Raw genomic sequence first — 12354 nt, forward strand, 5'->3', positions numbered from 1 at the left:
AAACAATGTCTCAAACTTTAGAAATACAAAGAGAAGATAAAAAAGAACTGTATGCATACCAAAAAGGCGATATTGACGCTATTTTTGACCGTTTAGATAATGCTCCTCCGAAACACCACTTACTGTATCAACTTCCAACAGGAGGAGGAAAAACAGTAATATTTTCTGAAATCGTTCGCCGCTATTTATCACATAACGATAAAAAAGTGGTGGTTTTGACGCACCGTATTGAACTTTGTAAACAAACTTCAAAAATGTTAACAGGTTTTGGCGTTACAAACAAAATAATCAATAGTAAAGTAAAAGAATTGCCAGACCAAAATGATTTTTCATGCTTCGTGGCAATGGTTGAAACTTTAAAAAACCGTATTAATGACGAAAAACTTCATCTTGATAATATTGGTTTGGTTATTATTGATGAGGCACACTACAACTCATTTAGAAAACTGTTAAACTCATTTAAAAATGCTTTTATTCTTGGAGTAACTGCAACGCCTTTGAGTTCAAATATAAAATTGCCAATGCACCAAAGCTACAACGAACTTATCGTTGGTGACACCATTGGTTCATTAATCGAAAAAGGCTTCTTGGCAAAAGCAACAACTTACAGCTACGATGTTGGTTTGACTTCGCTTAAAGTGGGTATTAATGGTGATTATACCGTGAAATCTTCAGACGATTTGTATACCAATACTTTGATGCAGGAAAAACTGCTTCATGCGTATACAGAGCGTTCTTTAGGAAAGAAAACCTTAATTTTCAATAACGGTATTCATACTTCATTATATGTATATGAAACGTTTAGAGAAGCTGGTTACGACATCAGACACTTAGATAATACAAGTAGTTCTGAAGAGCGTAAAGATATTTTGCAATGGTTTAAAAAGACTCCAGATGCGATTTTGACATCTGTCGGAATTTTGACAACTGGTTTTGACGAGCCAACTGTAGAAACGATTATTTTGAACAGAGCAACAAAATCATTGACGTTGTATTTCCAAATGATTGGTCGCGGTTCTCGTAAATTGCCAGGAAAAGATGAATTTACAGTTATCGATTTAGGAAACAACGCCGCTCGTTTTGGTTTATGGAGTGATCCTGTAAACTGGCAGCATATTTTTAAATCACCAGAATTTTACTTAGAAAACTTGCGTGATGACCAAGAAATAGAAATGTTCTTCAAATACAGCATGCCACCAGAATTGCGTGCTAAATTCAGTAAAACGGCCGATGTTAGTTTTGATGTTGACGAAGAACATAAATTAATTATTAAACAAAATCTTCGTTCTAAAGTAGTTTTAGATAAATCTCTAGATCAGCATGCTGCAATGTGTGTAGACAATACAGAAACACTTCAGGAAGCAAAAATGCTGGCTAAAGAATTAGAAGATGATATCGAAGATCGTATTAAACGTTATTCTAAATGTTTAAGCCAATGCAGTAAAAACTACCGCGAGTGGCTGGTTGACGATTACAAACAAAGATTAACTTTATTAATAGGTAAAAAATATCGTGAGAAAATCATGAATGAGCCGGATTGATAAATTAGTCTGAAAGTCTAAAGTTTAAAAGTCATAAAAGTTCCTTTGCAGAACTTTAAATAAAATAAACCATTAATATATTTAGAAAACCTCTAAATATATTAATGGTTCACTAATTTTAAGGAGAAATAAAATCCTAAAAAGATTTTGGCAAATCTAAAATCTAAAATCTTAAGTCAAAAATCTAAAATAATTATGTCTAAACCATTTTCAACATTAGGAATTTCAGCTCCAATTTTAAAAGCTTTAAGCGAGTTAAACATTGTTGAACCAACAGAAATTCAGCAAAAAACAATTCCGTTATTTTTGAGCGAAACCCATGATATTGTTGGTTTAGCCAAAACAGGAACAGGAAAAACTGCCGCTTTCGGATTGCCTTTATTGCAATTGGTCAATGCAGAATCAAATACGGTTCAAGCTGTAATTTTGGTTCCTACAAGAGAATTGGGACAACAAATTTTCAGAAATTTAGAAGATTTCTCAAAATATATTCCTAATATATCTATTGCTTCTATTTGCGGAGGAACTCCAATAAAACCGCAGATTGAAAGATTAAAAGAAGGTGCTCAAATCGTTGTGGCAACTCCGGGACGTTTAATCGATTTAATTCAACGAAAAGCAATCGATATCAAACAAGCCGAGTACTTAGTTTTGGATGAAGCCGACGAAATGGTGGCTATTCTTAAAGAAAGCTTAGACGAAATTATTGCTGAACTGCCAAAGAAACACCGCACTTTGTTATTCTCGGCAACACTTCCTGGAACCATAAAACAGCTGATTCAGAATTATTTGCATAAAAATGTAGTTCAAATAAGTGCGAATATGGAAACTGTTGGAAACGAAGGAATTGATCACGAATATATTGTGGTAGATCCTATTGAAAAACTGGAAGTTTTAATGCATTTCTTGAATTCTAGAGACGGCGAAAGAGGTATTATTTTCTGTAAAACAAAAGCTGCCGTAAATAAATTGGCCAAAAATCTGGCAATCAATAAATTCTCTTCGGGAGCACTTCACGGAAGTTTGACACAAGGAATTCGCGATAGAATTATGGAACAGTTTCGTGAAGGACATATCAATATTTTGGTTGCAACCGATTTGGCGGCGAGAGGAATCGATGTGAAAGAAATCTCCTATGTAATTAATTATCATTTGCCTGATACTTACGAAAATTATGTTCACCGAAGCGGAAGAACGGCAAGGGCAGGAGCGAAAGGACTTTCCTTGACAGTTTTACAGCAAGAAGAAGTTTTTGAAATTGCTGATTTCGAAAGAGAATTAGGAATTAAATTTTCTGAATTTAAAAAACCTTCGGCAGCAAGTCTTGAAGAAAACAATATGCTTTTGTGGGCAAAGCAAATCTTCAAAACAAAACCAAATCACGAACTTTCTTCTGATTTAAAAACAAAAGTAAAAACTGTTTTTCATCACTTAACGAAAGACGAACTAATCGAAAAATTAATGGCAAGTTATGTACTACAGAACAAAATCGATATAGTTGAAAAACCTGTTAAAAAATTCAAAAAGTAATAAATATGACAATTGTCATTGCATATTAAAGTTGTATATTTATAAGGAATTATTTTATAATCCTACTTAATACAACATATATGAAAATAGTCATTATTGGAGGTGGATTTGCAGGAATCAATCTGGCAAAGGAGCTTGTAAATCAGCCTCAAATACAAGTAACGCTTGTAGACAAGAATAATTATAACTTTTTCCCACCACTTATATATCAAGTTGCCACGGCATTTTTAGAACCATCAAGCATTAGCTATCCGTTTAGAAAATTCTTTGCAGGCAAAAAAAATCTGCAATTTCGTTTAGGCGAATTATTATCTGTTTCTCCTACTGAAAAGAAAATTACTTTAAGCAACGGAGAACTAGAATACGATTACCTTGTTTTTGCAACTGGAGCAGAAACAAGTTATTTTGGAATGGAAAACGTGATGAAAAACGCAATCCCGATGAAAACTTTAAATGACGCCATCGAAATGCGTAATGCGCTTCTTAAAAATCTTGAAAAAGCGGCAATTTGCAAAGATATCCGTAAACGCCGAAAATTATTAACAATCGTGGTTGCTGGCGGTGGACCAACTGGAGTTGAAGTTTCTGGAATGTTTGCCGAAATGAGAAAAAATATTCTACTAAAAGAATATCCGGAATTAGAAACATCTGCAAGTAATGTTTACTTAGTTGATGGAGGAGATGCTCTATTGGCACCAATGAGCAAAGAGTCGCAAAAAGATACTCTTGACGCACTTACAAAACTTGGTGTTGTAGTAAAACTTCATACTCGTGTTGTCGATTATGTTGATGATACGGTACATTTTGAAAACGGAGAAACAATTAAAACCAAAAACTTAATTTGGGCAGCTGGAGTTTCTGCTAAAATTTTCGAAGGAATGCCAAAGGAAAGCTATGGCCGCGGACGTAGAATGGCAACGGACGTTTACAACAAAGTAAATGCTGTAGATCATATTTACGCCATTGGTGATACCGCAATTTTGACTGGTGATGCGAATTTTCCTGACGGACATCCGCAAGTGGCACAAGTTGCAATTCAGCAGGGTTTAAATCTGGCTAAGAATTTTAAAGCGATGGTGGCCAACAAACCGCTAAAACCGTTTGCTTATAAAGACAAAGGTTCTATGGCAATTATCGGAAAAAATAAAGCTGTAGTAGATTTGCCAAGTCCAAAATGGCATTTTAAAGGATTCTTTGCTTGGTTTATCTGGCTATTCGTTCACTTAATATCTTTAATTACATACAGAAACAGGCTAAATACATTCTGGAACTGGATGGTTGCCTATTTTGCAAAAGATCAATCGCTTAGAATGATTATTAGACCTGAAAAAAGACAACAAAGCTAGGTTTAGAAAAAATTTAAATTCTAAAATAAAAAAAGCCAAAATCATTTTGATTTTGGCTTTTTGCTTACTGTAGAGTTTGGAATTCTTTTTGTAATTTAAAACTTTTAATGTCCAATCATGACATCATCATTATCAGATAATTCTACTTTTTGTTTGATAAATCGTTTACCGATATTTAAAATTATAAATGCTGTAATAGTTGTTGTTGTCATAATAGCCACCATTGGTGTTACAGAATTTTTTACAAAAACACCAACCGCAAATGAAGCCAAAGCTCCAATTCCAAGCTGAATAGCACCCATTAATGCAGAAGCGCTTCCAGTATTTTTAGCAAAAGGAGCAAGCGTTAAACCTGCTGTGTTTGGGTTTGAAATTCCTAAACAAGCTAAAAACAAGAATAGCATTCCGATAGTTTCATACAATCCTAAAAGATCATTCAAAGCCAAAATCAAGAATATGATACTTATAATAGATTGAGAAATTAAAGCTCCAAAAATCATCTGTTCGCTAGAAAATCGTTTCAGTAGCATAGAATTTAGCTGACTAGAACCAATAAAACTAACAGACATAAGGGCAAAAATCCATCCGTAAGTTTTAGCATCAACCTTATAAATATCCATAAAAACAAGTGGAGAAGCGGCTACGTAAGAAAACAATCCAGAAAATGCAACTGCACCTGTAAATGCGTAAGTATAAAACTGAGGCTCTTTTATAACAGAAATAAAGTTAGAAATAATTGGTTTTGGTTTTAACGAAATAGAAGTATCTGGCTGATACGTATTTGGAAGTCCTAATTGTGAAGCGGTTAGAATCACGATTCCCATACACATTAAAATAAAGAATACAGCGTGCCAGCCTAAATCCTCAGTAACATAACCGCCAATAGTTGGCGCCAGCATTGGAGAAAGTCCAACAACGAGCATTAGCAGAGAAAATACTTTCGGAATATCTTTTACAGGAAATAAATCACGAACCATTGCTACAGAAGCAACCGTTGCAGCACAGCTTCCGATGGCCTGAACAAAACGAAGCATTATAAAAGCATCAATATCAGCAACATAAATACATCCTAAAGAAGCTAAAATATAGACTAGGAGCCCTATAAATAAAGGTTTTTTACGTCCGAAACGGTCTAACAAAGGTCCATAAAGCAATTGTCCTGCAGAAATTCCGATGAAATAACTGGATAAACTCATAGAGACCTTAGCTACAGAAGTATTTAAATCCTTCGCAATTCCTGAGAAACCAGGCAGATACATATCGATTGAAAAAGGACCAAGCGCAGTTAAAGAACCTAAAATCAGGATCAGCTGAATATATTTTTTTGTTGTCATTATCTTAAAAAGTGGCTTATAATTTTTTGCAAAGGTAAAGATTTCATACCTTGTAGTATAACTTGAGAAAGTTTATAACAATAAATTAAACTAATTGGCAGCATTATTTAGTGTAACTATTTATTAATCTTTAAATTAGAAAATATGAAAAAGTACTTTTTACTAGCAGCAATTTTATTCACAACGATTTCATTTGCGCAAACCATTACATCTAAACAGGAAGAAGCTAGTATTGAACAATACGAACTCTTAAAAAAAGTAAACCAGTATTATCCGGATATTTCATTAAGCAAATCGGTTACGAATTTCTATGCAGACGGAAAAATTATCGATTCGCAGCAGGATTTTGATTTAAGAGGGACAAAATTTTCAAGTTACAAATTGGGCATTGAACCAGGAAACAAAAAAGTAAAATTTGATTATAATTCTAGTGAAGCCGGCCATGTATATGGCGACGTTACTATTTTTAACGGAAATGCTTTACGAACTACGTTTAACGAAAAAACAAATCAAGTTGACGTGTCATTAAATGGAAAATCGGTTTATTTGAAAAAATTATAGATTTAAGAAAATTTTTAAAAAAGCATCACAAACTTGTGATGCTTTTTGATTTATATTTGGTTCAGATTTTAATACAACAAACTACAATGAAAAAATTTCTTTTCCTGGCATTTTTTATTTCTTTACAAACATTCGCACAGCAGAATAAATTCTCAGGAACTTGGGGAAGTCAAAAATGCAAAGACTGCAAGAAAGAATATCTTTTTAGCATTACGATTGCACAATCCAATTATAAGATTTTTGGAACTGCAGAAGTTACAAGCGAACACAAAGATTTAAATTCAGGAATTTTGGAAGTTACCGGACATGTTTATCCACATGGCGATAAAGCGCAAATAAAACTAAAAGATAAAAACGGAATTACAGCTAGCGCAGTTTTATTTGTAAACGACAACGTAATCCAGTTCAATAAAAATGGCGGAGGTGATGTTGTGCCAAAAGAGATGATTTTGAATAAATTATACGAATAAGCTTTATTCTTTATTTATAAGCTTTTCCAATTTTTCAATCATTTCTTTTTGTTGCTCAAGCATACGCTCGTAAAGCTCTACCATTTTATCTAAAGGATTGAAAGTACAGTTGTAATTCATCGCAACAGGAGAAGCAACAGCATTATCTTTAAAGTCACTAAAAGTATTTGTAACTATATTTATTACTGAATCTTCATCAAAATTCTCGATAGCTTGAACAGGTACTTTTAGAATTTTAGCAACTTGATTTAGAATATCATTTTCAATCAATTCTTTTTGCTCTAAAATTGAAATTTTCTTTTGACTCCAATCTTCACCTAATTCAAAGGCAAGGGCTTCTTGTTTAATACCCAACATTTCCCGGAAACGCTTAATATTTCTACCTTGATGTACTTTTTTCTCTGTCATATTGATGTATATCGTAAATGTCAAATATAGGATTTTTACTTAAAATATTGATAACATACTGATAAATGTTATTTCTAAAAATTTAAAAGTTTACTAATCAGAAGCATTTTATTGATTCTTGTTGTGTGTCCATAAATCTCATATTGTTCCACTAATGGAAAACATAACTTTCTATTATAATCCAAAAAGCGTTTTGAAAAAAGAATCCAGGGGGTTTGAGGGGCACGCCCCCAATCGTACTGAAACTAACATTCTGGAATTTCTGAAGCGAAGCAAAGGCGACGGAGCGTAAGCGGAGTTAATCAAAAAGTGCTATTATAGAAACAATTAAAGCTAGAATTGAAATTAAAAGTGGTCCTACTTTCAAAATATTTTCTAGTGATAACTTGTCAAATTGTTTAATCAATAATGCATTTATGCCTTTATCTGTAATTTTCCAAGTTATTACACAACCTTTATATTCGTTAGATCTGACCACATATTGCTCTGATAACAAAGCACCTAAAACAACCTCTAACGTTATTTCATCAAACCCAGTTTTCTCTATAATTTTATCAATAGGGCTTCCATCTTTAAACACCAAGAGGTGACGTAGTACTTTTTTCTTCAGTTTATTACTATTCATAAAAAATTTTATTTAAAACTAATAATTTCAATTGTATTCTAATTACGGTTTTCCGTAATGATTTAATATTTGAAAAATTTATATTAGCGCACAATCAAAAACAATTCAAATTATGATTCAATTAATTTTAGAAGCTGTAAAACCAATAGCTGAAGCAACAGTAAACAACTCAAATGACACTTTAGAGATTTTGAGCAAAGTAAATGAGTTTTATGATTCTTCATGGAATAAATTACTATATGTATTAAGTGGCGCTTTTGCCGTTTTAGCAATTGCTGTTCCTTTCGTAATCCAATATATTCAGAATAAAACTATAAAAGCAAGTGAAAAAGAATTGGAAAATAAGATTATTGATGAAATTAAAAAAGCGAAAAAAAGTATAACACAAGATCTAATTACTGCTTTTGACGCAAAAACAAAAGAATATGATATAAAATTGCGAAAATTAAATGATGAGCTTAGCGGAATGGTTATGGATATTAATGGAATTAATCATCTTGGCAAAACTGAATTTTTTGAGGCATTTCAGAGTTTTGTTTATTCACTAGATTATTATTTGAATGCAGGTGTAAACTATAATACAAAATTATGTTTAGAAAACTTGACAACTTGTTTAAAAGAATTAGAACAAGAAGATATTGAGGAATTACGAGAAAGAAAGTTCTATGATTTAGAACTTTGCTTAAATAAGATTGCAAAGGATGCAGATACAGAAACAATTGAGCTTATTTTATCACTTAGAGAAAAATTAAAAAAACCAAATCCTCTTAATTAAAAGGAGATCTGGTTTTATTTTGTCAAAGTTATAAATGTTATTTCCCTAAAATACAAATACACAATATAGAAAGCCTGATTTTACGAAGCCTTACGCTACAAGTACCACTATCCTATTTTGACCTATAATTTATAGTATGATTTGCAGTATGTCCAAGAAGATGTTAACAACTTTATCAACATCAATTTTTAGCACTATTTTGTAGAAATCTAAAGGTATAAAAAAAATATGGACATAAAAAAACCCCGTTTTATTGGGGTTCATTTATTGATTTCTATCTATGCCTTTGCTTTGAAAAGTAAGGGTCGTTTGTTCCATTTGGCAAAGGTGTAGTAAGATTGTATAAGAAATTCAAATCATCACTATAGATTTCTAATATATCCAAACTTATTTTTTTACCTCTTGAAGAATTTGGAGCATTAACAGACATTTGAGAATTTGGAGGAACATTATTAAAAGTTACATCCTCAGTCTTGAAGCATGTTCCATTATCGATAATATAACAAACAGTAACATAAACCACATCTAACTTATATGGAGTATCATTAGTGCAAGTAATTTTTAAATTTTCAACACCGCCAACTTCGTAATAAGTATAGTCATTAGTCTTAACGCCAATATATTCTGTCCAAGAATTTCTTAACTGTCTATTCTTAACAGTTAAGTCATGAAGATACTTTTGTTTAGCTTCATTTTGAAAAACAGAATCAATTCCTTTTTCAATTTTTAATTGTTCCTCAAAATCACGATGAGAATCAATAAACGATAGTGAAACTAGAACTATAAGAACCGCCACTAATCCAATTAAAATTTTTAATAAAGTATTTTTTTTCATGTGGTTTTATTTGTGAGTTTATAATTACTAAAGATTTTCAAATATAGTGCCAATAATTTTAATTTCACTTTGTCAATTGCTATAAAAGAATAAATAATTATACCTTAAAAAAACTATAGCATATGTCAGATAAATTTTATAGTTTTCAAAATTATTAATTATTAAAGACTAAAAAATGAAATTACTAGAATTCAAAGTAGTAAACGGTGGAACAGGTTTAATTTTAGCAGATCAAATTGCTGGATTTTATGAAAACAAAAAATTAGGCGTAGGATCAGTTTTAATTCTTAAGTCAGGTCTTGAACTTGATGTTAAAGATTCTACAATCGCAATTAAAGGTATGTTGCAAGGCATCTAAAACAGTTTATAAATAAGCCTTTGTAAATTAATACAAAGGCTTATCTATTATATACTCATTGAAATATTGTCGAGAAATGTATTTTCCAGTTTTTCGATTATAAATATTAATGTAATGGTAATCAAATTTGATATTCTTACACCAGTTATGCAAATAAAATATTGATTTACAAAACTCAACTTTTATTGGTCTTATGCTTTTATCTTTATTAAAGATAGTACAGCTATAAGGAGTAGGAGTAGTATTAGCCATAGATTGTGCTGATTTGTATCTCTACATCTTGAAGAAGATTCTTGATTTTGAAACCACCGTTTACACAGACAAATGTTGAAATGTCAAATTCTGCTTTTTTAATTAAACTTGTACCTTGTTCAACATAATTAACAATAATCCAAAATTCATTAGTTCGGATATCAGTAAAAATGTAAATTCTCAAACCATAAGGATAAGAGGTTTTATTTGTTGTCATTTTTACATAAAAATCGCCAAATTGAATGATACTACCGTTATTTTGAACTGGAAAACTATTAACCAAGTTATATCCATTTTGAAGGTAATTAACCGATTGCCCTTGATAATAAACCGTATCTAAATGAGTATGATTTAAATAAGTATCATAACTATTTACATAAAATTTATTATCCGCCTGAATAGTACCAATATTAAGCATCGAATAAACCCTAGTGTCAAATTGATAACCCGAACCCTGAGAAAATCTGCCATCTAATCTAAATTGAGGTAATTTATATTCTTTAAGATACCTTAACGGTTTTGTTTGAAAATCACTAAAATTTGAAATCTCTACACTAGCAGAATCGCCACCAAAAGGAATATTAAAATAAATTTCTGTAAAAGCAGTAGCAAAATAATTTTGAGGAATTACATTTAAATCTATATTACCTAAATCATTAATAACAGACAGCATAGGTAAACTATCATAATTGTTAAACTCCACACCAGTAACACGCTTATTACCAATAAAGACAGATAATATAAAAAATGGTGTTTGAATACCATTTATATAAAAACCTTCTGATGAATTAATCTCTTTTACCTTGACTGCGTAAGAATCATCTATATATTGAATAAAATTCATACTTGATTAATTAAATAACGGAACTTTTTTCAAGTCCGAAGTTGATAAATATTTTTTCAAATCAGCTTTTAAATCACGTCTTGTAATAACATAATAACAGCCAATTACTAAAGGAACAGTTGTAACTTGCTTTACTTTTAATAACTCATTAATTGTCTCTTTTTCATTTTCGAAGTTCGACATTGGTTCAGTTATCCAAGTATACCAAGGAGCGTCTTTTGTTTGCTTATTTGTTCCCAACCAAACAGCTAAAGATTCTGCTATGTTATGAACTTCCTTACGAAGTGTAATTTTGTTCAATTCAATTTCTTTCGTGATTGGGTTAGAAACAGCAATTTTTAAATCTTTTTCCGCATCTTCCAAAGCTTTTTCTTCAGCATCTTGTGTGAATTTAGCATACCATTTTCTCAATAATGGATAACACACAATGATACCAACACATAAAAGCCAATATTTCTGCAGAAAATCAAAGAGCCAAACAGTATTGGCTTGGCTCTTTGTTCTATTAACTATCTCTCTTTGAGCCATAATTATTTTTTCTTAAATAATTTATAAGCTAAGAATCCTGCTAAAGCAACTAATACAACATTTGCAATAGTTTTATTGTTTGCGTAAAAAAGTTTGATTTTATCTAACATCTTGTTTAAATTTTGAATTAATAATTTTTATCGTTTTGGGCGTTTGTTTAGACTGTAACGCTGTAAACAGTATAAAAAAAAAGCAGTACGGGAATAATCAAATAATTAAATTTGAATTTCTTTTTAGCCGTTACCGTAACGTTATTAAGATTAAAAGTTCCGATAACATCAATCGCATCTTGTATGTCCGAATCCAAAACAAGAGAAGCATCTGTTCCAACCTCATGTTTGATTATTGCTCTAGCAATAGTTATTAAAAATAGAGCATCGACATTTGTAATCTTTTCGTCAGGATGCAACCCAAGCGCCTTAGACACACCACTTATATAAGCTTTTGTATCATTTTCGAAAGGAGGTGCATAACGAGTAATTATCTTAGTAACAGTATCATTACCTTTATCTATATTATTAATAACAACACGTAACATTGCACGAATACCATATTTGATTTCTGTAAACTGCTCAAAGGCTTTATCGGAATCCGTATTTTCTACGTAAGGTATTTTTCCAAGCCAATTATTAGACGCAACAAAACGTAAATTGCCCGGATTATTATTGCGGATACCCCTTGATTTATCCTTACGACCTAAAAAACTACTCATTTTCTTCTACAGTTTGAGGTTTAGCAGGTAATTGCGGTTCATCCTTTCCAAAATCAAGCTTACTTAATTCATCAGATACAACCTGAATACCTTTTAAAATTGCAGTTACAACCGCACCATATTTCACGATAATACCAATTATCGAAACAATTCCTTTCAAATTTTTCATGACTTATTTTGTTTTAATTGTTTTCTTTTTTCTAAATGTTCTTTGAGTAAATCAACTCCCTCATGA

Annotated in this window: 15 protein-coding genes; 7 read left to right on the plus strand and 8 right to left on the minus strand. The window is 31.5% G+C overall.

Annotation, left to right across the window (positions count from 1 at the left end):
• The first annotated feature begins 5 nt into the window (after positions 1–5).
• The 3 genes from ABXT06_RS04490 (at position 6) to ABXT06_RS04500 (ending at position 4417) form a co-directional block, all read left to right on the plus strand.
• Positions 6–1541 (plus strand): DEAD/DEAH box helicase, encoded by a 1536-nt coding sequence (locus tag ABXT06_RS04490; RefSeq protein WP_354589669.1) that lies wholly within the window; start codon positions 6–8, stop codon positions 1539–1541.
• A 195-nt stretch (positions 1542–1736) separates the two neighbouring features.
• Positions 1737–3071, plus strand: a complete 1335-nt coding sequence (locus tag ABXT06_RS04495) for a DEAD/DEAH box helicase (protein ID WP_354589670.1) — start codon at positions 1737–1739, stop codon at positions 3069–3071.
• 80 nt (positions 3072–3151) lie between these two features.
• Positions 3152–4417: an NAD(P)/FAD-dependent oxidoreductase gene (locus tag ABXT06_RS04500; protein ID WP_354589671.1), complete on the plus strand. Its 1266-nt coding sequence runs from the start codon at positions 3152–3154 to the stop codon at positions 4415–4417.
• A 104-nt stretch (positions 4418–4521) separates the two neighbouring features.
• Here ABXT06_RS04500 and ABXT06_RS04505 read toward each other — a convergent pair whose 3' ends face one another.
• Positions 4522–5751, minus strand: a complete 1230-nt coding sequence (locus ABXT06_RS04505; protein WP_354589672.1) for a multidrug effflux MFS transporter — start codon at positions 5749–5751, stop codon at positions 4522–4524.
• 144 nt (positions 5752–5895) lie between these two features.
• Here ABXT06_RS04505 and ABXT06_RS04510 point away from each other — a divergent pair, with 144 nt between their 5' ends.
• Together ABXT06_RS04510 and ABXT06_RS04515 are read left to right on the plus strand one after the other, a co-directional pair.
• Positions 5896–6312 carry a hypothetical protein gene (locus ABXT06_RS04510; protein WP_354589673.1) on the plus strand — a complete coding sequence of 139 codons (417 nt, stop codon included), beginning with the start codon at positions 5896–5898 and terminating at the stop codon, positions 6310–6312.
• A gap of 86 nt (positions 6313–6398) precedes the next feature.
• Complete coding sequence (locus tag ABXT06_RS04515; RefSeq protein WP_354589674.1) at positions 6399–6782, plus strand: hypothetical protein; 384 nt, start codon at positions 6399–6401, stop codon at positions 6780–6782.
• A gap of 3 nt (positions 6783–6785) precedes the next feature.
• Here the strand turns inward: ABXT06_RS04515 and ABXT06_RS04520 are convergent, their stop codons facing one another.
• Complete coding sequence (locus ABXT06_RS04520; RefSeq protein WP_354589675.1) at positions 6786–7190, minus strand: helix-turn-helix domain-containing protein; 405 nt, start codon at positions 7188–7190, stop codon at positions 6786–6788.
• 298 nt (positions 7191–7488) lie between these two features.
• On the minus strand, positions 7489–7815 hold the full coding sequence (locus ABXT06_RS04525; RefSeq protein WP_354589676.1) for a hypothetical protein: 327 nt from the start codon (positions 7813–7815) through the stop codon (positions 7489–7491).
• A 112-nt stretch (positions 7816–7927) separates the two neighbouring features.
• Here ABXT06_RS04525 and ABXT06_RS04530 point away from each other — a divergent pair, with 112 nt between their 5' ends.
• Positions 7928–8590 carry a hypothetical protein gene (locus tag ABXT06_RS04530; protein ID WP_354589677.1) on the plus strand — a complete coding sequence of 221 codons (663 nt, stop codon included), beginning with the start codon at positions 7928–7930 and terminating at the stop codon, positions 8588–8590.
• 274 nt (positions 8591–8864) lie between these two features.
• On the opposite strand, the gene ABXT06_RS04535 is transcribed toward ABXT06_RS04530, so the two are convergent.
• Entirely contained in the window at positions 8865–9425 is a 561-nt protein-coding gene (locus ABXT06_RS04535; protein ID WP_354589678.1) for a hypothetical protein, read from the minus strand.
• A gap of 175 nt (positions 9426–9600) precedes the next feature.
• Here ABXT06_RS04535 and ABXT06_RS04540 point away from each other — a divergent pair, with 175 nt between their 5' ends.
• Positions 9601–9783 carry a hypothetical protein gene (locus tag ABXT06_RS04540; RefSeq protein WP_354589679.1) on the plus strand — a complete coding sequence of 61 codons (183 nt, stop codon included), beginning with the start codon at positions 9601–9603 and terminating at the stop codon, positions 9781–9783.
• A 244-nt stretch (positions 9784–10027) separates the two neighbouring features.
• Here ABXT06_RS04540 and ABXT06_RS04545 read toward each other — a convergent pair whose 3' ends face one another.
• The 4 genes from ABXT06_RS04545 to ABXT06_RS04560 form a co-directional block, all read right to left on the minus strand.
• Positions 10028–10879: a hypothetical protein gene (locus ABXT06_RS04545; protein WP_354589680.1), complete on the minus strand. Its 852-nt coding sequence runs from the start codon at positions 10877–10879 to the stop codon at positions 10028–10030.
• A gap of 6 nt (positions 10880–10885) precedes the next feature.
• A complete protein-coding gene (locus ABXT06_RS04550; RefSeq protein WP_354589681.1) occupies positions 10886–11407 on the minus strand; it encodes a hypothetical protein in 522 nt (173 codons plus the stop codon).
• 157 nt (positions 11408–11564) lie between these two features.
• The gene (locus ABXT06_RS04555) at positions 11565–12119 is read right to left on the minus strand and encodes a hypothetical protein (RefSeq protein ID WP_354589682.1); all 555 of its coding nucleotides are present in this window, start codon (positions 12117–12119) and stop codon (positions 11565–11567) included.
• Positions 12112–12288, minus strand: a complete 177-nt coding sequence (locus tag ABXT06_RS04560) for a hypothetical protein (protein ID WP_343694104.1) — start codon at positions 12286–12288, stop codon at positions 12112–12114. Before ABXT06_RS04560 ends, ABXT06_RS04555 begins: the two co-directional genes overlap by 8 nt.
• Between the last annotated feature and the right edge of the window lie 66 nt (positions 12289–12354).

Source organism: Flavobacterium sp. UW10123, from assembly GCF_040538975.1.
Taxonomy (GTDB): domain Bacteria; phylum Bacteroidota; class Bacteroidia; order Flavobacteriales; family Flavobacteriaceae; genus Flavobacterium.

Bases quoted from the DNA above. Each gene is read 5' to 3' on its own strand.
- ABXT06_RS04520 (WP_354589675.1), bottom strand. From the start codon at position 7,190: ATGACAGAGAAAAAAGTACATCAAGGTAGAAATATTAAGCGTTTCCGG.
- ABXT06_RS04490 (WP_354589669.1), top strand. From the start codon at position 6: ATGTCTCAAACTTTAGAAATACAAAGAGAAGATAAAAAAGAACTGTAT.
- ABXT06_RS04560 (WP_343694104.1), bottom strand. From the start codon at position 12,288: ATGAAAAATTTGAAAGGAATTGTTTCGATAATTGGTATTATCGTGAAA.
- ABXT06_RS04525 (WP_354589676.1), bottom strand. From the start codon at position 7,815: ATGAATAGTAATAAACTGAAGAAAAAAGTACTACGTCACCTCTTGGTG.
- ABXT06_RS04500 (WP_354589671.1), top strand. From the start codon at position 3,152: ATGAAAATAGTCATTATTGGAGGTGGATTTGCAGGAATCAATCTGGCA.
- ABXT06_RS04505 (WP_354589672.1), bottom strand. From the start codon at position 5,751: ATGACAACAAAAAAATATATTCAGCTGATCCTGATTTTAGGTTCTTTA.
- ABXT06_RS04540 (WP_354589679.1), top strand. From the start codon at position 9,601: ATGAAATTACTAGAATTCAAAGTAGTAAACGGTGGAACAGGTTTAATT.
- ABXT06_RS04535 (WP_354589678.1), bottom strand. From the start codon at position 9,425: ATGAAAAAAAATACTTTATTAAAAATTTTAATTGGATTAGTGGCGGTT.
- ABXT06_RS04515 (WP_354589674.1), top strand. From the start codon at position 6,399: ATGAAAAAATTTCTTTTCCTGGCATTTTTTATTTCTTTACAAACATTC.
- ABXT06_RS04550 (WP_354589681.1), bottom strand. From the start codon at position 11,407: ATGGCTCAAAGAGAGATAGTTAATAGAACAAAGAGCCAAGCCAATACT.
- ABXT06_RS04510 (WP_354589673.1), top strand. From the start codon at position 5,896: ATGAAAAAGTACTTTTTACTAGCAGCAATTTTATTCACAACGATTTCA.
- ABXT06_RS04495 (WP_354589670.1), top strand. From the start codon at position 1,737: ATGTCTAAACCATTTTCAACATTAGGAATTTCAGCTCCAATTTTAAAA.
- ABXT06_RS04555 (WP_354589682.1), bottom strand. From the start codon at position 12,119: ATGAGTAGTTTTTTAGGTCGTAAGGATAAATCAAGGGGTATCCGCAAT.
- ABXT06_RS04530 (WP_354589677.1), top strand. From the start codon at position 7,928: ATGATTCAATTAATTTTAGAAGCTGTAAAACCAATAGCTGAAGCAACA.
- ABXT06_RS04545 (WP_354589680.1), bottom strand. From the start codon at position 10,879: ATGAATTTTATTCAATATATAGATGATTCTTACGCAGTCAAGGTAAAA.